The organism is Rhodanobacter sp. UC4438_H5 (assembly GCF_052978405.1).
Genome location: NZ_CM129672.1, coordinates 3787091 through 3806461, shown reverse-complemented (window position 1 = coordinate 3806461; position 19371 = coordinate 3787091). Strand labels below are relative to the sequence as shown.

At 68.0% G+C, this 19371-nt stretch carries 15 protein-coding genes; 8 read left to right on the top strand and 7 right to left on the bottom strand.

Features of this window, described 5'->3' with window-relative positions; genetic code table 11:
- Positions 1–17: 17 nt before the first annotated feature.
- The 3 genes from ACVCL9_RS17415 to ACVCL9_RS17405 all read left to right on the top strand — a co-directional run bounded on the left by ACVCL9_RS17415 (position 18) and on the right by ACVCL9_RS17405 (position 6414).
- Positions 18–2567: a TonB-dependent receptor gene (locus ACVCL9_RS17415; RefSeq protein WP_447097181.1), complete on the top strand. Its 2550-nt coding sequence runs from the start codon at positions 18–20 to the stop codon at positions 2565–2567.
- Positions 2568–2751: 184 nt separating this feature from the next.
- Positions 2752–4779, top strand: coding sequence for a glycoside hydrolase family 3 protein (locus ACVCL9_RS17410; RefSeq protein WP_447097182.1), 2028 nt, complete (start codon positions 2752–2754; stop codon positions 4777–4779).
- Positions 4780–4833: 54 nt separating this feature from the next.
- Positions 4834–6414 carry a glycoside hydrolase family 30 protein gene (locus ACVCL9_RS17405; RefSeq protein WP_447097183.1) on the top strand — a complete coding sequence of 527 codons (1581 nt, stop codon included), beginning with the start codon at positions 4834–4836 and terminating at the stop codon, positions 6412–6414.
- On the opposite strand, the gene glmS is transcribed toward ACVCL9_RS17405, so the two are convergent.
- From glmS to ACVCL9_RS17380, 5 genes are all read right to left on the bottom strand, one after another.
- A complete protein-coding gene (gene glmS / locus ACVCL9_RS17400; protein WP_447097184.1) occupies positions 6401–8230 on the bottom strand; it encodes a glutamine--fructose-6-phosphate transaminase (isomerizing) in 1830 nt (609 codons plus the stop codon). The two genes, ACVCL9_RS17405 and glmS, sit on opposite strands and share 14 nt — an antisense overlap.
- Positions 8231–8297: 67 nt before the next feature.
- Complete coding sequence (locus ACVCL9_RS17395) at positions 8298–9668, bottom strand: pyridoxal-phosphate dependent enzyme (protein ID WP_447097185.1); 1371 nt, start codon at positions 9666–9668, stop codon at positions 8298–8300.
- Between the two features lie 151 nt (positions 9669–9819).
- On the bottom strand, positions 9820–10047 hold the full coding sequence (locus tag ACVCL9_RS17390; protein ID WP_136257589.1) for a YdcH family protein: 228 nt from the start codon (positions 10045–10047) through the stop codon (positions 9820–9822).
- A 332-nt stretch (positions 10048–10379) separates the two neighbouring features.
- Positions 10380–11039 (bottom strand): hypothetical protein, encoded by a 660-nt coding sequence (locus tag ACVCL9_RS17385; RefSeq protein ID WP_395116479.1) that lies wholly within the window; start codon positions 11037–11039, stop codon positions 10380–10382.
- Positions 11036–11620 (bottom strand): DUF4398 domain-containing protein, encoded by a 585-nt coding sequence (locus tag ACVCL9_RS17380; protein WP_395116477.1) that lies wholly within the window; start codon positions 11618–11620, stop codon positions 11036–11038. Before ACVCL9_RS17380 ends, ACVCL9_RS17385 begins: the two co-directional genes overlap by 4 nt.
- A 72-nt stretch (positions 11621–11692) precedes the next feature.
- Here ACVCL9_RS17380 and ACVCL9_RS17375 point away from each other — a divergent pair, with 72 nt between their 5' ends.
- Positions 11693–12805: a PilT/PilU family type 4a pilus ATPase gene (locus ACVCL9_RS17375; RefSeq protein ID WP_395116475.1), complete on the top strand. Its 1113-nt coding sequence runs from the start codon at positions 11693–11695 to the stop codon at positions 12803–12805.
- Positions 12806–12934: 129 nt separating this feature from the next.
- Here the strand turns inward: ACVCL9_RS17375 and maiA are convergent, their stop codons facing one another.
- A complete protein-coding gene (gene maiA / locus ACVCL9_RS17370) occupies positions 12935–13597 on the bottom strand; it encodes a maleylacetoacetate isomerase (RefSeq protein WP_395116473.1) in 663 nt (220 codons plus the stop codon).
- A gap of 182 nt (positions 13598–13779) precedes the next feature.
- Between maiA and ACVCL9_RS17365 the strand changes: the two genes are divergently transcribed.
- Both ACVCL9_RS17365 and ACVCL9_RS17360 read left to right on the top strand, forming a co-directional pair.
- The gene (locus tag ACVCL9_RS17365) at positions 13780–14964 is read left to right on the top strand and encodes a phosphoglycerate kinase (protein WP_395116470.1); all 1185 of its coding nucleotides are present in this window, start codon (positions 13780–13782) and stop codon (positions 14962–14964) included.
- Entirely contained in the window at positions 14964–15617 is a 654-nt protein-coding gene (locus ACVCL9_RS17360; protein ID WP_447097186.1) for an HAD hydrolase-like protein, read from the top strand. The genes ACVCL9_RS17365 and ACVCL9_RS17360 overlap by 1 nt, the downstream gene beginning before the upstream one ends.
- Before the next feature lie 129 nt (positions 15618–15746).
- Here ACVCL9_RS17360 and tkt read toward each other — a convergent pair whose 3' ends face one another.
- Entirely contained in the window at positions 15747–17756 is a 2010-nt protein-coding gene (gene tkt, locus ACVCL9_RS17355; RefSeq protein ID WP_447097187.1) for a transketolase, read from the bottom strand.
- Between the two features lie 255 nt (positions 17757–18011).
- Between tkt and ACVCL9_RS17350 the strand changes: the two genes are divergently transcribed.
- Both ACVCL9_RS17350 and ACVCL9_RS17345 read left to right on the top strand, forming a co-directional pair.
- Positions 18012–18611 (top strand): outer membrane protein, encoded by a 600-nt coding sequence (locus ACVCL9_RS17350; RefSeq protein ID WP_395116464.1) that lies wholly within the window; start codon positions 18012–18014, stop codon positions 18609–18611.
- 181 nt (positions 18612–18792) lie between these two features.
- The gene (locus tag ACVCL9_RS17345; protein WP_447097188.1) at positions 18793–19371 is read left to right on the top strand and encodes an outer membrane protein; all 579 of its coding nucleotides are present in this window, start codon (positions 18793–18795) and stop codon (positions 19369–19371) included.

The following is a 19371-nucleotide window of genomic DNA, read 5'->3' as shown; positions in this document are numbered from 1 at the left end:
GGACAAGGGGAGATCGCATGCACACAAGCAGGTCCAGACAGGTCATGAACGCCCGGCGGGCAACGTTGATCCGGTTGCCGCTGGCAGCCGCCATCTGCCTCGCCATGGCGGCACCCGCCGTGGCGCAGGACACCGGGCAGTCCACGCCGCCCGACACCACGTCATCGGCAAAACAGAAAACCACCACGCTCGGCGTGGTCACGGTGACCGCGCAGAAGCGCACAGAGAACCTGCAGAAGGTGCCGATCAGCATGGACGTGCTGGCCACCGACCAGCTCGAAGCGCTGCACGTGAAGAGCTTCGACGACTACGTGAAGTACTTGCCCAGCGTGACGTTCCAGCAGGGCGGCGGCGGCATCGCCACCGGCCCCGGCTTCGTCTCGATCTACATGCGCGGCGTGACCAGCGGCGGCAATACCAACCACTCCGGCTCGCAGCCGAGCGTGGGCGTGTACCTCGACGACCAGCCGGTGACGACGATCCAGGGTCCGCTCGACATCCACATGTACGACATCGCCCGCATCGAGGTGCTGGCCGGCCCGCAGGGCACGCTGTACGGCGCCAGCGCCGAGGCCGGCGCCTTGCGCATCATCACCAACAAGCCCGACCCCAGCGGTTACGCGGCCGGCTACAGCCTGGGCGTGGACACGCTCGCGCACGGCGGCATCGGCTACACGGCCGAGGGCATGCTCAACCTGCCGATCAACTCGAAGGCTGCGATCCGCCTGGTCGGCTGGCGCGAGCACGACGCCGGCTACATCGACAACAAGGCCGGCTCGCGCACCTTCCCCACCTCGGGCATCACCATCAGCAACGCGCCCGACTGCACGGCGAGCGGAACCTCGCCCTCGTCGGCGTTCCAGTGCGTCGGCCATGCCAAGGACAATTACAACGACGCCAACATCACCGGCGCGCGCGCCGCGCTGAAGGTCGACCTCGACGACAACTGGTCGATCACGCCGATGCTGATGGGGCAGCAGACCATCTCGCACGGCAACTTCGCCAGCGACCCGGCGGTGGGCGACCTGGCGGTCACGCACTTCTACCCCGAGCGCGTCAACGACCGCTGGTGGCAGGGTGCGCTGACCGTGCAGGGCAAGATCGGCAACTTCGACCTGACCTATGCCTACGCGCACCTCAAGCGCAACCAGGAGGAACAGACCGACTACAGCGACTACGGCTTCTGGTACGACGCGCTGTACGGCTCCGGCGCGTCCTTCTATGACAACAACGGCGCGCTGGTCAATCCTTCGCAGCACATCAGCGACCGCGACGGCTACACCAACAGCAGCCACGAGCTGCGCCTGGTCTCGCCGGCGGACGATCGCCTGCGCCTGGTCGCCGGCGCCTTCTGGCAGAAGCAGAAGCACGACATCCTGCAGAACTACCAGGTCGACGGCCTGGCCGACGCGATCTCCGTCACCGGCTGGAACGACACCATCTGGCTGACCCGGCAGATGCGTTACGACCGCGACGAGGCGCTGTTCGGCGAACTGTCGTGGGATTTCATCCCCGACGTGCTCACCGGCACCGTCGGCGAACGCTACTACCGCACCAGCAACCAGCTGTACGGCTACTTCGGCTACGGCGCGGGCTTCTCCTCCAGCCAGGGCGAGGCCGCCTGCGTGTCGCCCGAGCCGTTCATGGGCGCGCCGTGCCTGGACTTCGACAAGCGGGTGAAGGAGAGCGGCAACCTCACCAAGTTCAACCTGACCTGGAACATCAGCGACACCAAGATGATCTACGCCACCCGCTCGGAAGGCTTCCGCCCCGGCGGCGTCAACCGGCGCGGCACCCTGCTGCCGTACCATGCCGATTTCCTGATCAACCAGGAGCTGGGCTGGAAGACCTCGTGGCTGGACAACCGGGTGTCCTTCAACGGTGCGGTGTTCCGCGAAACCTGGAACGATTTCCAGTTCCCGATCCTGGGCGCGAACGGCCTCACCGAAATCAAGAACGCCAACTCCGCGCGCATCGAAGGCCTCGAGTCGCAACTGAACTGGCAGGCCACCTACAACCTGCAGCTGACCGCCGGCTGGGCGCTGTACCGCGCGCGACTCACCGCCAACTACTGCGGCTTCACCGACGCCAGCGGACGCCCGATCACCGACTGCCCGCCCGGCTCGCTCAACCCGCAGGACGGCAGCGTGGTGTCCGGGCCACTGGCGCCCAAGGGCACCCAGCTGCCGATCACGCCGAAGTTCAAGGGCAACCTGATCGCGCACTACAGCTTCACCCTCGGTGACAGCGATGCGTTCGTGCAGGCGGCGCTGGTCCACGTCGGCAAGCGCACGACCGACCTTCGCCTGAGCGAACGCGCGCTGCTCGGCGACCTGCCCGCGTACAACACGCTGGACCTGTCCGCCGGCGTGCAGAAAGGCAGCTGGTCGGCCGACGTCTACATCAACAACGCCTTCGACAAGCGCGCCGCGCAATACAAGTACACCGAGTGCGGCGTCGACGTCTGCGGCGCGCACGGCGTGGTGGCGCAGTACCCGAACGGCCAAGTCTACACCGGCTACAGCCTGCCGCGCACCATCGGCATCCGCTTCAAGCAGGACTTCTAGCCGTCCGCGACACGCCGCTGCCTGCTCATGCGGGCAGCGGCCATGCCGTCGCGCGTGATGTGACGCAGAATCGAATCAGGCGCTCCGCGAGCGCGCTAAAGTGGCGTGGACGGCATCGTTCACCTGCCCGCGCCGCGCGCGCGAGGATCTTGCCGGGCGATGGTCCACGCGATGAGGCTTTCCCATGGTTCGTATCCGCTGCCCGTGGTTTTTCTCCCTGCCCCTGCTGCTGGCCTGCGCCGGCAGCGCCCCCGCCGCCGATACCGGCCCCTCGCCAGCGCATCAGGCGCCGGTCGCCGACGCCCCGCCCGGCCCGACCCATTACCGGGACTGGCCGTCGATACGCGGCCCGTCGGGTGCCGACCCGGCGCTGGAGCAGCGCGTGCGCGCGATCGTGGCCGGCATGACGCTGGCGCAGAAGATCGGCCAGATGACCCAGGCCGAGATCAAGTCGATCACGCCGGCGCAGGTGAAGCAGTACTACATCGGCTCGGTGCTCAACGGCGGCGGTTCCTGGCCGGGGAAGAACAAGCACGCCGGCATCGGCGACTGGCTCGCCCTGGCCGACCGTTACCGCGACGCCTCGATGGCCACCGATGCGAAGGTGCAGATCCCGGTGGTCTGGGGCACCGACGCGGTGCATGGCGACAACAACGTGTTCGGCGCCACCCTGTTCCCGCACAACATCGGCCTGGGCGCGGCGCACGACCCGGCGCTGGTCGAGGCGATCGGCCGGGCCACCGCCAGGGCGGTGCGCGCCACCGGCATCGACTGGGCCTTCGCGCCGACCCTGGCGGTGGCGCAGAACGTGCGCTGGGGCCGCACCTACGAGAGCTTTTCCAGCGAGGCGCCGCTGGTGCGCGAGTACGCGCGCGCCTATGTCACCGGGCTGCAGGGCGACTTCGACGATCACCACGTGATGGCCACCGCCAAGCACTTCATCGGCGACGGCGCCACCTGGAACGGCGTCGACGAGGGCCAGGCCCGGGTCAGCCGGCAGGACATGATCAACGTGCACGGCGCCGGCTACTTCGGCGCGCTGCGCGCCGGCGTGCTCAGCGTGATGGCGTCCTACAACAGCTGGGACGACGTGGCCGACGGGATCGACTACGGCAAGATGTCCGGCGCCCGCGCGCTGCTCACCGGCGTGCTCAAGGAGAAGATGGGCTTCGACGGCTTCGTGGTATCCGACTGGAACGCGATCGGCCAGCTGCCCGGCTGCAACAACGCCAGCTGCGCGCAGGCGATCAACGCCGGCATCGACATGGTGATGGTGCCCGACGACTGGCAGGCCTTCATCTCCAACACCACCCGGCAGGTCGAGGACGGCCAGATCCCGATCAGCCGCATCGACGACGCGGTCAGCCGGATCGTGCGCGCCAAGCTGCGCATGGGCCTGTTCGGCAAGCGGCCCTCGCAGCGACAAGGCGCCGGCGACGCCACCGCCCTGCAGCATCGCGAGCTGGCGCGCCGCGCGGTACGCGAGTCGCTGGTGCTGCTGAAGAACAACCACCGCGCGCTGCCGCTGCGGGCCGGCGCGAAGATCCTGGTGGTCGGCAAGAGCGCCGACAGCCTGCCGAATCAGGCCGGCGGCTGGTCGCTGAGCTGGCAGGGCAACGACAACGGCAACGCCGACTTCCCGCACGGCGAGACGATCCTGGCCGGCATCCGCGCCGCCGACGGCGCCGCGAACGTCAGCTACAGCCCGACCGCCGCCGGCATCGACCTTGCACCTTTCGACGCCATCGTGGCGGTGATCGGGGAAACCCCGTACGCGGAGATGAAAGGCGACATCACGTTGCCGGCCACGCTGCGCCACAGCGATCGCTACCCGGAGGATCTCGCCGTGCTGCAGGCCGTGGCCAAGGCGCACAAGCCGGTGGTGACGGTGTTCGTGTCCGGGCGACCGCTGTTCGTCAACGACCTGCTCAACCTGTCCGATGCCTTCGTCGCAGCGTGGCTGCCGGGCACCGAAGGCGGCGGCGTGGCGGACGTGCTGTTCGCCCACGCCGGTGGCGCAGGGCCGCACGATTTCCACGGCACGCTGCCGATGCCCTGGCCCGGCCTGCCCTGCCCGTACCAGAGCGCCGACCACGACCGGGCCTGGCTGTTCGCTCCCGGCTACGGGCTGCGCTACGCGGCGGCGCACGAGGTGGAAACGCTGCCCACCTGGTCGGCGATCCACGCCTGTGCCAAGCCGGGCACGCCGTGACGACCGGCGTCTCCCCCATGCCGCCCCAGACCACGCCTCCGGCCGGCATGCTGCATGGATGACGCTCGCGGTGTCCCGCGCTGGTTCGCCATCGCGTCGTTCGCGCTGATCTCGCTGCTGGCGCTGCTCGCGCTGCGGGTGGCGCAGCGCCCGGCAGCGCCGATCGTCCTCCCCGCCGCGCCGGTCGCGCAACCGAGCGGCCCCGGCATCGAGCTGTGGCTGAGCACGCAGGATCGCCGCCTGCGGCTGGCGCGGCAGGCCGACGTGCCGGCCAGCGACGCGACATCGACGCCTGCCGACGTGGTCATCGACACCAGCAAGACCTACCAGTCCATCGTCGGCTTCGGCGCGGCACTGACCGACGCCTCGGCCTGGCTGCTGCAGAACAAGCTGAGCGCACCGGCGCGCCACGCGCTGCTGCTCGAACTGTTCGGCCCGCCGCCCGGGCTCGATTTCAACATGGTCCGGCTGACCATCGGCGCCTCGGATTTCTCGCTGCAACCGTACACGCTGGACGACATGCCCGCCGGCGAGGTCGACCCCGAGCTGCAGCATTTCAACGTCGCGGCCAACGTGCCCTACCTCATCCCCACCGTGCAGGAGACGCTGGCGATCGACCCGCAGCTGCGCATCATCGCCTCGCCGTGGAGCGCGCCGGCGTGGATGAAGACCAGCGCCAACCTGATCGGCGGCAGCCTGCTCGAAGAGTACGAGGCGGCCTATGCGCAGTACCTGGTGAAGTACGTCGACACCTACCGCAGCTACGGCATCCCGATCTTCGCGCTGACCCTGCAGAACGAGCCCGGCTTCGTGCCGCTGACCTACCCCGGCATGCTGCTCTCCGCCGGGCAGCGCGCGCGCATCATCGCGCAGTACCTGGGCCCCGCACTGGCCGGGCGCAAGCCGCCCACGCACATCTTCGGCTGGGACCACAACTGGGACGAACCGCAGCAACCGCTGGACGTGCTCTACGACGCCGAGGCCGCGCGCTACCTGGACGGCATCGCCTGGCACTGCTACCGCGGCACGCCCGGCGCGCAGAGCGACGTGCACCACTCCTTTCCGCGCAAGGACGCCTACATCACCGAGTGTTCCGGCGGCGACTGGGAATCCAGCAAGCACGGCGAACTGCTCTGGTTCGCGCGCGACCTGCTGCTCGGCGGCCTGCGCAACTGGGCGCGCGGCGTGGTGTACTGGAACCTTGCGCTGGACGAAAACTACGGCCCGCACTTCGGCGGCTGCGACACCTGCAAGGGCATCGTCACGATCGACTCGCGCAGCGGCGCGGTGAGCCGCAACGACGAGTACTACGCGTTCGCCCATTACAGCCGCTTCATCCACCCCGGCGCCGTGCGCATCTGGTCCACCGACACCGGCAACGACATCAAGAACGTCGCCTTCCGCAACCCAGACGGCGGATCGATCGTGCTGATACTGGTCAACGGCAAGACCGTGCCGCACGAAGTCTCCGTGCAGCAGGGCGGGCTCGACTTCCGCTACACCATGCCGGCGGAAAGCGTGGCGACCTTCGTGTGGCAACCGGGAGCCGTCGCGGCCAAGCCGGCCACGGCTGCCACGATCACGCCACCCGCCACGCCGGGCAGCGCCGGCGGATCGGGCCCTACTCCACGGTGACCGACTTGGCCAGGTTGCGCGGTTGATCCACGTCCGTGCCGCGCAGCACGGCGACGTGGTAGGCGAGCAGTTGCAGCGGCACGGTGAACACGGCGGGGGCGATGAAGTTGCCGCCGGATTCCACGCGCAGGGTCACGCCGTTGCCGGCGGTGTCGTCCATGCCGGCGGAGCCGTCGGCGAACACGATCAGGCGACCGCCGCGGGCGCGTACTTCCTGCAGGTTGGATTTCAGCTTGTCCAGCAGCGGTCCGTTCGGCGCCACCGCCACCACCGGCATGTTCTCGTCGACCAGCGCCAGCGGGCCGTGCTTGAGCTCGCCGGCGGGGTAGGCCTCGGCGTGGATGTAGGAGATTTCCTTGAGCTTGAGCGAACCTTCCAGCGCCACCGGGTAGTGCGCGCCGCGGCCGAGGAACAGCGCATGCTGGCGATGGATGAAATCGCCGGCCAGGTCGATGATCGCCGGCTCCAGCTTCAGTGCGTTCTCGATCGCGCGCGGCAGGCGCTGCAGCTCCTCGCACAGCGCCGCATAGCGCGACGCGTCGAGGCCGTTGCGGCGCGCCAGCTCCAGCGCCAATAGCGCCAGGCCGGCCAGCTGCGTGGTGAACGCCTTGGTCGAGGCCACGCCGATCTCGGGGCCGGCGCGGGTCATCAGCTTGAGGTCGGCCTCGCGCACCAGCGACGACTCCGGCGAGTTGCAGATGACCAGGGTGCCGAGGTAGCCGCGTCGGCGCGACTCGCGCATCGCGGCCAGCGTGTCGGCGGTTTCGCCCGACTGCGAGATTGCCAGGAACAGCGTGCCGGGCGGCACCACGGTCTCGCGGTAGCGGTACTCGCTGGCCACCTCCACCGCGACCGGCAGGCGCGCGAATTCCTCGATCCAGTACTTGGCGACGAGGCCGGCGTGGTAGCTGGTGCCGCAGGCGATGATGTGCACGCCGCGGGTGGCGGCGAGCAGCGCCTCGCTGTCGATGCCGAAGATGTTCGGCAGCACGCCGTGCGGGCCGATGCGCGCTTCAAGCGTGTCGGCCACCGCGCGCGGCTGCTCGAAGATCTCCTTCTGCATGTAGTGGCGGTACTCGCCGCGCTCGACCGCGTCGGTGGAAAGCTCGCTCTCGTACACCTTGCGCTCGACCGGCGTGCCGTCCAGCGCGAACACCTGCACGCTGTCGCGGGTGATTTCCACCACGTCGTCCTCGTCCAGGTGCAGCATCTTGTTGGTGACCTGGATCAGCGCCTGCGCGTCGGAGCCGAGGAAGTTCTCGCCGATGCCGAGGCCGACCAGCAGCGGGGCGCCGCGGCGCGCGCCGACCACGCGATCGGGCTCGTCGCTGCTGAGCACCGCGATCGCGTAGGCGCCTTCCAGCTCGCGCACGGTGGCCAGCACCGCCTCGCGCAGGTTCTGGCCCTGGCCGATGCGTCGGTCGATCAGCGCGGCCATCACCTCGGTGTCGGTTTCCGAAGTGAACACGTGGCCGGCGGCCTGCAGCTCGGCGCGCAGGCCGGCGTAGTTCTCGATGATGCCGTTGTGCACGATCGCCACCCGGCCGGCGATGTGCGGGTGCGCGTTCGCCTCGTTCGGCACGCCATGCGTGGCCCAGCGGGTATGCGCGATGCCGGTGCCGCCGGACAGCGGGTCGGCCAGGTACAGCGCCTCCATCTCGCGCACCTTGCCCTTGGCGCGCACGCGGCGGATCGCGCCGTGGTCGAGCACGGCCACGCCGGAGGAGTCGTAGCCCCGGTATTCGAGCGCTTTCAGGCCGGCGATAAGCAGCGGGGCGACATCGCGTTGGGCTACGGCGGCAACGATTCCACACATGGCGAAGCTTCCTTCGGTTCTGGCCCGGGTCGCCCCGGGCTGTTTTGAAAGTGCCTGGCGCGGCCGGTCAATTCACCTTGCGGCGCAGCCAGTTCAGCAGGTCGATGCGGGTGATCAGGCCGAGGAAATCGTCGCCGTCGACCACGATGGCCACGTGGCCGCGCTCGAACACCGGCAGCAGCGATTCGATCGGCGAGCGCACGTCGAGCCGGTGCAGGTCGGCGATCATCGCGGTGGACACCGGGTCGCGGAAGCGCGTCTCGTCGGCGTGCACGTGCATCAGCACGTCGGACTCGTCGACGATGCCGACCAGCTTGCGGCCGTCCATCACCGGCAACTGCGACACGTCGTACAGCTTCATGCGGTTGTAGGCGGTGATCAGCAGCTCGTTGGGGCCGACCACCACGGTGTCGCGCTGGGCGAACGGGCGCAGCAGAAGGTCGCGCAGGTCGCCGTGCTGCTCGCGCTCGATGAAGCCGTTGTCGAGCATCCAGTAGTCGTTGTAGAGCTTGGACAGATACTTGTTGCCGGTGTCGCAGACCAGGGTCACCACGCGTTTCGGGGTGGTCTGTTCGCGGCAGTAGCGCAGCGCCGCGGCAAGCAGGGTGCCGGTCGACGAGCCGCCCAGGATGCCTTCCTTCGCCAGCAGCTCGCGCGCGGTCAGGAAGCTCTCCTTGTCGGAGATCGCGTAGGCCTTCTTCACCCGGGTGAAGTCGCTGATCGAGGGCAGGAAATCCTCGCCGATGCCTTCGACCATCCAGCTCGCCGACTTGGTCGAGAGCGTGCCCTCGTTGATGTACTGCGCCAGGATCGAGCCGACCGGATCGGCCAGGATCAGCTCGGTCTGCGGCGAGTGTTCGGCGAAGAACTTCGACAGCCCGCTCAGCGTGCCGGACGAGCCGCAGCCGACCACCACCGCATCCACCTTGCCGTCCATCTGTTCGAGGATTTCCGGCCCGGTGCTGGCGATGTGCGCGGCCGGGTTGTCGGGGTTGCCGAACTGGTTGATGAAGTACGCGCCGGGCGTTTCGCGGGCGATCCGCTCGGCCATGTCCTGGTAGTACTCGGGGTGTCCCTTGGCCACGTCGGAGCGGGTCAGCACCACTTCGGCGCCCATCGCCTTGAGGTTGAAGATCTTCTCGCGGCTCATCTTGTCCGGCACCACCAGGATCAGCCGGTAGCCTTTCTGCTGCGCGACCAGGGCCAGGCCCAGGCCGGTGTTGCCGGCGGTGCCCTCGACCAGGATGTCGCCCGGGCGGATGCGGCCGTCCTTCTCGGCGCCCTCGATCATCGACAGGCCGATGCGGTCCTTGATCGAGCCGCCGGGGTTGGCGCTCTCGAGTTTCAGGAACAATTCGCACGCACCCGTATCGAGGCGCCTCGCGCGAACCATCGGGGTGTGTCCGATCAGTTCGAGGACACTCTGGTGAACCGTCATGGGGGCTCCGTCGCTGGCGTGGCGGCGTCGGCGCAAAGCCGTGGCCGCAGAACCCCCATGATAACCGAGCCGCCGGATACGCTGCGGCCCCGGCAATCTTCCCGATGACTGTTTCAGGGAAGACCCGGGGCCGCGCCAGCGAACCGTTGCGTCAGTGGATGAGGTGCGCCCTGTCGGCCCACATGCGTTCAAGCCGCGCCTTGGCCAGCAGTTTCTCCTTCTTCATGCCGGCGAGGGTGGCGTCGTCGATGGGAAGCACGCCGATATCGGCGTCGTGCACCTTGCTGTCGAGCTCCCGATGGTGCTGATAAAGCCGGCGGAACTCCGCGTCCGCCTTCATCAATGCCTCGACATCATCGCGCTGCTGGTTTTCGAACATGATCCGACCTCCTGCGAGTGAACGGACGGTTGCCGCCACGTTGGCGGACCGCCGACAGCTGAATCGGCGCACACCCGCGACCCACGCCGGTCAACCGGAACGCAGGTGGGGATCTGAACGTGGGATGGGCGCATGATTCAGGTCGTTGACCCCGGTGGCCTGGATGCCTCCCGGGGCTTTGACCCTACTCCGCCGATCTGGCCGGTGCAAGGCGTCGGATCACACTTCGGCCGGTGCATTAAATACCTGTCAAAACAGTGTTTTGCAGGCATTGGGCGGCGGCTGGCCGCAGCCCGTGGAGGCGCCGCGGCAAAGCGCCGCCCGGCGCCGTTTCAGTGCCCCGCGGAGTGCTTGCGGGTGGGCTTTTTCTGCTCGGCGGGAGCCGGTGGCGGGGTATTTCCATCGTCCATCTGCGCGCGCATCGCCTTGGCCGCCTGCGCCGCCAGCGCCGCCTCGCGGCGGGCCGCCCGCGCCACCTTGCTCTGTGCCGCGGCCAGCTTCTTGGCCCGCTCGGCTTCGGCCCGCGCCTGCTCGGCCTGCTGCGAATATTCGATGCCCTGCTGCTGCAGGCGCGCGGCCTCCTCCTGCGCCAACTGGTTCTGCAGGCGCTGCCGGGCCAGCTCCAGCCGGGCCATGTCCGCCTCGCGGCGGCTGTTGGCGAGCAGGATCTGGTCGTGTTCGCGATCGAGCTGGTTCAGCTTGACCTGGGCGTCCTGCAACTGCGCGGCGGTCTTGGCCAGGTCGACGCGGCGCTCGGCGAGGTACAAGGCATGCGGCCGGTCGCCACGTCCGGCCTCCTCCAGCGCGCGGATCGCCTCGCGGGCTCGCGCCTGTTCGGACAGGGCGTAATGGCCGAGGCCGGGATCGTTGGCAAGCTGGTCCAGGCTGCCGCGCAGGCGGTTGATGTCGATGTCGTCCTGGCGTGCCTGCGCGGCACCGACCAGGGCCAGCGCCAGGCCTGCGCCAGCGAGCAGTTGGGCAAGGCGCTTCATGGCTGGCCTCCGGGAATGCTGCTGGCGGCCGCGGGATCGTCATTGCCGGGGATCGGCGTGCCGTCGACCGGCGCGGAGAGCACCGAGGCCGAAGGCGCCGGCATGTCGCCCACCGGCAACGGCGCGGAAGAGTCGGCGGCGGGTGCCGGGATCGCCTGTTCCATCTGCTGCTGCCGGGCGGCCAGTTGCTCGCCCTCGCTGCGCAGGCGGGTGTTTTCCTGCAGCTTGCCCTGCATCTCGGCACGGGCCGCGCCCAGCCGCGCCTTGACCCGCGCCAGCTCGGCATCGGCGCCGGATTCCTCGGCGAGGTTCGCGGCATCGGCAAACTTGCGCGCCGCCATCGCCTCCTGCGCCTGCTGGAACTTGTCCTGCGCGAAACCGAGGTCGACCGGCGCGTAATCCGCCGCGCCGGCGTCACGGGCGGCCTGCAGCTGGTATTGGGCCAGGTTCATCGCGTCATTCGGCGGCGGCGCCGTGGCGCAACCGGCCACGGCCAGGGTCAGCGCCAGCATGGTGGCCGCCGCGCGCATGCGGCGCGCGAGCGCGGCCGATGGGGAAAAGAAGTACATCACAGTCCTCATGGTGTGTTGCAGCGTATTGTGGGCAGGCATAATCGTGCAATGCAATGTACATCGGGAACCCAGGGGTAAAACGTGGACATCGGCTACTTCCTCAAGCTCATGGTAGACAAGGGCGCGTCGGACATGTTCCTGTCCACCGGTGCCCCGGTGAACATCAAGGTCGAGGGCAAGCTTTATCCGCTGGGCAATACCGGCCTGCCGAGCGGCATGGTCAAGAAGATCGCCTATTCGCTGATGGACGAGGGCCAAGTGCCGCAGTTCGAGCGCAACCTCGAACTGAACATGGCATTGGCGGTGAAGGAAGCCGGCCGCTTCCGCATCAACGTCTTCAAGCAGCGCGGCGAAGTGGGCATGGTGATCCGCGCGATCAAGAGCGAGATCCCCTCGATCGAGCAGCTGCAGCTGCCGCCGATCTTCCGCGACCTGATCATGGAGCCGCGCGGACTGATCCTGGTGGTGGGCGCCACCGGCTCGGGCAAGTCGACCACGCTGGCGGCGATGATCGACCAGCGCAACTCGCAGTCGCCCGGGCACATCCTCACCATCGAGGACCCGATCGAATACCTGCACCGGCACAAGCGCTCGATCGTCAACCAGCGCGAGGTCGGGCTGGACACGCACAGCTACCACGAGGCGCTGAAGAACGCGATGCGCGAGGCGCCGGACGTGATCATGATCGGCGAGATCCGCGACACCGACACGATGGAGGCGGCCATTGCCTTCTCCGAGACCGGCCACCTGTGCCTGGCCACGCTGCACTCCAACAACTCCGACCAGACGCTGGAGCGCATCCTCAACTTCTTCCCCGAATCGGCGCACAAGAACGTGCTGATGAACCTGGCGCTGAACCTGCGCGCGGTGATCAGCCAGCGCCTGGTGATCGGCAAGGACGGCCGCCGCATCCCGGCCGCCGAGGTGCTGCTGAACACGCCGCTGATCCGCGACATGATTCGCCGCGGCCAGATCCACGAGATCAAGGACGCCATGGATCGCAGCCTGCAGGAAGGCATGCAGACCTTCGACCAGTCGCTGTACAAGCTGTACAAGGAAGGCCGCGTGGAACTGGACGAGGCCCTCAGCAAATCCGACTCCCGCGATGGCCTCGCCCTCAAGATCCGCCTCGCCGAAGGCGGCAACAGCAGCGCCGAACTGGCCGGCAACGACCCGTACGGGATGGGGTTCTGAAGGGCCGGGAATAGGGAATAGGGAATCGGGAATCGGGAATCGGGAATCGGGAATCGGAAAAACCAAGCGCGGAGCGCGGCTCCTGCTCTTGCAGTTCCTATTCCCTATTCCCCATTCCCTATTCCCGGCTTACGGTGCGTCGGGTTGCGCCTCCGGCGCCGCACGCTGAAACGCTTCCAGCTCGTTGCAGGCGGCGTGGATGCGCGTAATGGTGGGGTAGTCGTCGAGCGGCAGTTTCCAGCGAATGGCGTTGTAGACCTGCGGGATCAGGCAGGCATCGGCCATGCTCGGGGTTTCGCCGTGGCAGTAGCGGCCGGTGGCGGCGCTCTCCGCCAGCATGGCCTCGATCGCCTTGAAGCCGGCATCGATCCAGTGCCGCGACCAGGCTGCCCGCTGCTCCTCGCTGGCGCCGAACTCCTTCTCCAGATGCTGCAGCACGCGCAGGTTGCCCAGCGGGTGAATGTCGCAGCACACCGCCATGGCCAGCGCGCGCACCTGGGCGCGGCCGCGGGCGTCGACCGGCAGCAGCGCGGTTTCCAGCTCCGGGTGCATCTCGTCCAGATATTCCATGATCGCCAGCGACTGGGTCAGCACGCGGTCGCCGTCGCACAGCACCGGCACGGATTCGAGCGGGTTCAGCGCCTGGTATTGCGCCGTGTGCTGCTCGCCGCCGTCGCGCACGAGGTGCACCGGACGCGTCTCGTAGTCCAGGCCCTTGAGGTTCAGCGCGATGCGCACGCGATAGGCAGCACTGGAACGCCAGTAGCTGTAGAGCACCAAGCCGGTCGCCATGAGCGGTCCCCCCCTGCGTGGATAGCCTGCAGTTTAGCCACAAGTGCAGCCGTTGCGCGCGCCCGCGTGTCGTCGGCCCGGCGTGCCTCGCCAGGCCGCGTTTGCATCACTGCCGCGGCCACCGGACAATAGGCGGTTGCAGCCGGTTCTGGCTAGCCCCCACCATCCAACGGAGTTGTGCCGTGTCCGTCATCCGCATGAGCGACCTCGACCTGCGCAACCAGCGCGTGCTGATCCGCGAAGATCTCAACGTGCCGATCGACGAACAGGGCCGGATCACCTCGACCCAGCGCCTCGACGCCGCCCTCCCGACGATCCTGGCCGCCCGCGACGCCGGCGCGAAGGTGATGGTGATGTCGCACCTGGGCCGGCCCAAGGAAGGCCAGTTCGACGCCGAATCCTCGCTGGCGCCGGTGGCGCTGTGGCTGAGCAGCAAACTCGACCAGCCGGTGCGGCTGGTGGCCGACTACCTGGTCAACGGGGTGGAGGTGGCCGCCGGCGAGGTGGTGCTGCTGGAAAACTGCCGCATGAACGTCGGCGAGGGCAAGGACGACGACACGCTGGCGAAGAAATATGCCGCGCTGTGCGACATCTTCGTGATGGACGCGTTCGGCACCGCGCATCGCGCACAAGCCTCGACCCACGGCGTGATCAGGTACGCCCCGGTCGCCGCCGCCGGCCCGTTGCTGTGCGCCGAGCTGGATGCGCTGGGCAAGGCGCTGGAGCACCCGGCGCATCCGCTGCTGGCGATCGTGGCCGGCTCCAAGGTGTCGACCAAGCTGACCCTGCTGGACAACCTGATCGGCAAGGTCGACCAGCTCATCGTCGGCGGCGGCATCGCCAACACCTTCATCGCCGCGATGGGACACTCGGTCGGCAACTCGCTGGTGGAGATGGATCTGCTCGACGCGGCGAAGAAGGTGCTGGCCGACGCCAAACGACGCGGCGCCGAAGTGCCGATGCCGATCGACGTGGTGGTGGCGCCGGCGTTCTCCGCGCAGGCCCCGGCCACGATCAAGCCGGTCGACCAGGTCGGTGCGGACGAGATGATCCTCGACATCGGCCCGCAGACCGCCGAACTCTACGCCGCCCTGATCGCCAAGGCCGGCACCGTGGTGTGGAACGGCCCGGTCGGCGTGTTCGAGTTCGACGCGTTCGGCAAGGGCACCGAAACGCTGGCGCGCGCGATCGCGGCGTCGAACGCGTTCTCGATCGCCGGCGGCGGCGACACCCTGGCCGCGGTCGACAAGTACGGCATCGCCGACCAGGTCTCCTACATCTCCACCGGCGGCGGCGCGTTCCTGGAATTCCTCGAAGGCAAGGAACTGCCGGCGGTCACCGCACTGAAGGCGCGAGCCGCGAAGTAATGCTCTGCCTGTTCGACCTCGACGGCACCCTGATCGATTCCGAGCACGGCATCACCGCCTGCGTGAAGCATGCGCTGGCGCGGCTGGACGTGCCGGCGCCGGCACATGCGGAACTGCGCCGCTGGATCGGCCCGCCGCTGCGGCACAGCTTCGCGCCGCTCCTGGACCACGACGCCGAACGCATCGAGGCGGCGGTGGCGTACTACCACGAGCGCTTCAACACGCTCGGCTGGCGCGAGCACGAGATCTATCCGGGCATCGAGCTGCTGATCGAGCGGCTGCGCGGCGCCGGCCACCAGCTCGCCGTGGTCACCAGCAAGCCGCACCGCCACGCCGCGCCGATCCTCGCCCACCTGCCGTTCGGCGACGCGTTCCTGCGCCTGTACGGCCCGCACCCGGACAGCGCGCACAGCGAGAAGGCCACGATGATCAGCGAGGCACTGGCCGACTTCGGCGCCGACCCGGCCGACACGGTGATGATCGGCGACCGCCACTTCGACATCGACGGCGCCGTCGCCAACCGCGTGCGTGGCTTCGGTGTGCTCTGGGGCTTCGGCAGCCGCGCGGAACTGGAACAGGCCGGCGCCCACGCCATTGCGGCAACGCCGGACGAACTGGCCGCCTTGCTGGAAATCCCGGCGGCCGCTCCGTAGGGCGGGCACCGCCCGCCGGCTTTTGTTTCGGTCGCTGGATAAGGCAGAACGGCGGGCAGTGCCCGCCCTACCGAATGAGGCGCTCGCACAGGCATTCCCGCGATCACCGGGAGGCGACCGCGAGTAGCCTTATTTGACGACGCGCTTCACCGCGTCGACCACGTGCGCCACGGTGAAGCCGAAGTGCTCGAACAGCTGCGGCGCCGGCGCCGAGGCGCCGAACGTGGTCATGCCGACCACTTCGCCGTCCAGGCCCACGTACTTGCGCCAGAAATCGGCGGTGGCCGCTTCCACCGCCACGCGCGCGCGGCACCAGAGCGGCAGCACGCCTTCGCGGTATTCCAGCGGCTGCGCGTCGAACACCTCGGTGCACGGCATCGACACCACGCGCACGGCCACGCCCTGCTGCGCCAGCGCGCGCGACGCCTCCATCGCCAGTTCCACTTCCGAACCGGTGGCGATCAGGATCGCCTGGAACTTCGTGTCCAGCGGATCGGACAGCACGTAGCCGCCGCGCAGGATGTCGGCCACCTGCTGTGCGCTGCGCTGCTGGTGCCTGAGGTTCTGCCGCGAGAAGATCAGGCACGACGGCGCGCCCTTGCGCTCGATCGCCGCCTTCCACGACGCCGCCGATTCCACCGCATCGCACGGACGCCACAGCTGGTTGTTCGGGATGTAGCGCAGGCTCGCCATGTGCTCCACCGGCTGATGGGTCGGGCCGTCCTCGCCCAGGCCGATCGAGTCGTGCGTGTAAACGTGGATCGCATGGGCCGGGATCAGCGCACTCATGCGCACCGCATTGCGCGCGTAGTCGGAGAACACCAGGAACGTCGCGTCGTACGGGATGAAGCCGCCATGCAGCGCCACGCCGTTGGCGATCGCGGTCATGCCGAACTCGCGCACGCCGTAATAGACGTAGTTGCCCTTGCCGTCCGCGCTGTCGCCGGTGGCGGCGTCGAGGCTGCCCTTCCACTTGGTCAGGTTGGAGCCGGCCAGGTCGGCCGAGCCGCCGATCAGCTCCGGCAGCAGCGGCGCGAACGCTTCGATGCTCATCTGCGAAGCCTTGCGCGAGGCCACTTCGGGACCGTCGGCCTGCAGCTTGTCGATGAACGCCTGCGACTTCGCGGCCCAGTCGGCCGGCAGCTCGCCGCTCATGCGGCGGTCGAATTCGGCAGCCAGCTCCGGATGGGCGGAGGCGTACCTCGCGAACACGTCGTTCCACGCCTGCTCCGCGGCGGCGCCCTTGGCCTTGTGATCCCAACCGGCATAGATCTCGGCCGGGATCTCGAACGGTGCGTACTTCCAGCCCAGCTGCTCGCGCGCGGCGGCGATCTCGTCCTTGCCCAGCGGCGCGCCGTGGCTTTCCTCCTTGCCCTGCTTGTGCGGCGCACCGAAGCCGATGACGGTTTTCGCGCAGATCAGGGTGGGCTTGTCGTGCTGCGTGGTGGCCTTGGCGATCGCCTGTTTGATCGCCTCGGCATCGTGCCCGTCCACGCCGCGGATCACGTTCCAGCCGTACGCCTCGAAGCGCGCCGGGGTGTCGTCGGTGAACCAGCCGTGCACTTCGCCGTCGATCGAGATGCCGTTGTCGTCGTAGATCGCCACCAGCTTGCCCAAGCCCCAGGTGCCGGCCAGCGAGGCAGCTTCGTGCGAGATGCCTTCCATCAGGCAGCCGTCGCCGAGGAAGGCGTAGGTGTGGTGATCGACCACATCGTGGCCCGGACGGTTGAAATGCGCCGCCAGTACCTTCTCGGCCAGCGCGAAGCCGACCGCATTCGCCAGGCCCTGGCCGAGCGGACCGGTGGTGGTCTCCACGCCCGGCGTTTCGCTGGCTTCCGGGTGGCCGGCGGTCTTCGAATGCAGCTGGCGGAAGCGCTTGAGCTGGTCCATCGGCAGGTCGAAGCCGGTCAGGTGCAGCAGCGCGTACTGCAGCATCGAGCCGTGGCCGTTGGACAGCACGAAGCGGTCGCGGTTGGGCCACTTCGGGTTGGCCGGATTGAACTGCAGGAAGTCGTTCCACAGCACCTCGGCGAGGTCGGCCATGCCCATCGGCATGCCCGGATGACCGGACTTGGCCGCTTCCACGGCGTCCATGGCAAGGGCTCGCACGGCGTTGGCGAGTTCGCGGCGGGTGGTCATCAGGCGTCTCCGGAGGGTGCAAAAGCGTCCATTGTCGCCGATCCGGTCGCGCGGTGTCGCGCGCCGGACACGGCCCTGGGCACGGCCCGCATTCGGCCGGCTTAATCTGCGCTTAATACTGAACTAATGAGTATTGAATCTTTCGGGGCACCACCCATCTAAGTCTTCGTGTCGCCGCCCGTCTTGGGCGGGGCGCATTCGACAAACGGCCCTCCCCATCCGGGGCCAACTGTCCTGACCATTGGAGCCTCATCCATGAAAACCAAGAAAACACTGCTCGCCCTCGCTCTCGTCTCTGCCGGCCTGGTGGCCGTCCCCGCCGCCTTCGCGCAGAACGCGCCCGCCGACAACGCCGGCTGGTTCGTCAACGGCAACATCGGCCGCACCGCGATCAACCATGGGCCGTACGACGGCCATGACACCGGCTATGCCCTGAACGGCGGCTACCGTTGGTCGCTGGCGCCGAACTTCGCGCTGGGCGCCGAGGTGGGCTACAACGACCTGGGCAACATCCACGCCAAGAACATCTTCAACAGCGACCCGGTGATCGCCGACAACAAGTCGCAGCTGCACGGCTGGACGGTGGGCGCCAACGCCCGGCTGGACATGACCCCGAACTGGTACCTCAGCGGTCGCGCGGGCCTGTACAGCTGGACCGGTCACGGCATGAACAACGACGTGAACCCGATCCGCAAGAGCCTGGACGACAACAGCTGGTACGCCGGCGCAGGCATCGGCTACAACATCACCCCGCAGCTCAGCGTGGGCGTGAACTACGACTACTTCGACGCCAGCAAGGACCACGTGAACCTCAGCACGGACATGGTCTCGGCCAGCGCCGAATACCGCTTCTGATCCGCAGAGGTTGATTCCGACATCGCGTCGGGATGTTCACCTACAAGAAGAGGGCGCCTGAGGGCGCTCTCTTTCTTTATGCGAACTGCGCCACATATAAAATACGTGGTTGGCGCCTTGCGTCCCGACGCGCAGGACTGCGACAGGAAAGATCGGGAAACACCACAACAGGGGATTTCAAATGAAAAACTCACTCTTGACGCTGGCCGCTCTGGCCGGTGCGACGTTGGCCACGGCCAGCGTGCAGGCAAAGGATCTCACCGGCGGTTTCGTCAACCTCGGCGCCGGTCGCGTGAGCTACCACGCCACGTTGGACAACTACGACCTCGGCAGCGAACACGGCACGGCCGTCATTCTCAACGCCGGCTACCGCACCCAGTTCATCGGCTTCGAGGCGGGCTACACCGACCTCGGCAGCATCAGCAGCCGCGATGGCACCACCTACGCCAAACTCTCGGGTGACGGCTGGACCGCAGGCATCAACGGTCACTTCAACCCGACCGACGCCTGGTACATCTCCGCGCGCGGCGGCGCCTTCATGTGGAAGCTGCACGCCAAGTTGCAGTCCAGCGACCCGGCCGACCCCTTCAACGAGAAGGCCAGCAAGCAGTCGCTGGGCTGGTACGCAGGCGTGGGCACTGGCTACGACATCAACAAGAGCTGGAGCATCGGCGCCAACTTCGATTACTACAGCATCTCCAAGCAGGGCTTGGACATCGGTAACCGCATCTACACGGTGAGCGCCGAGTACCGCTTCTGA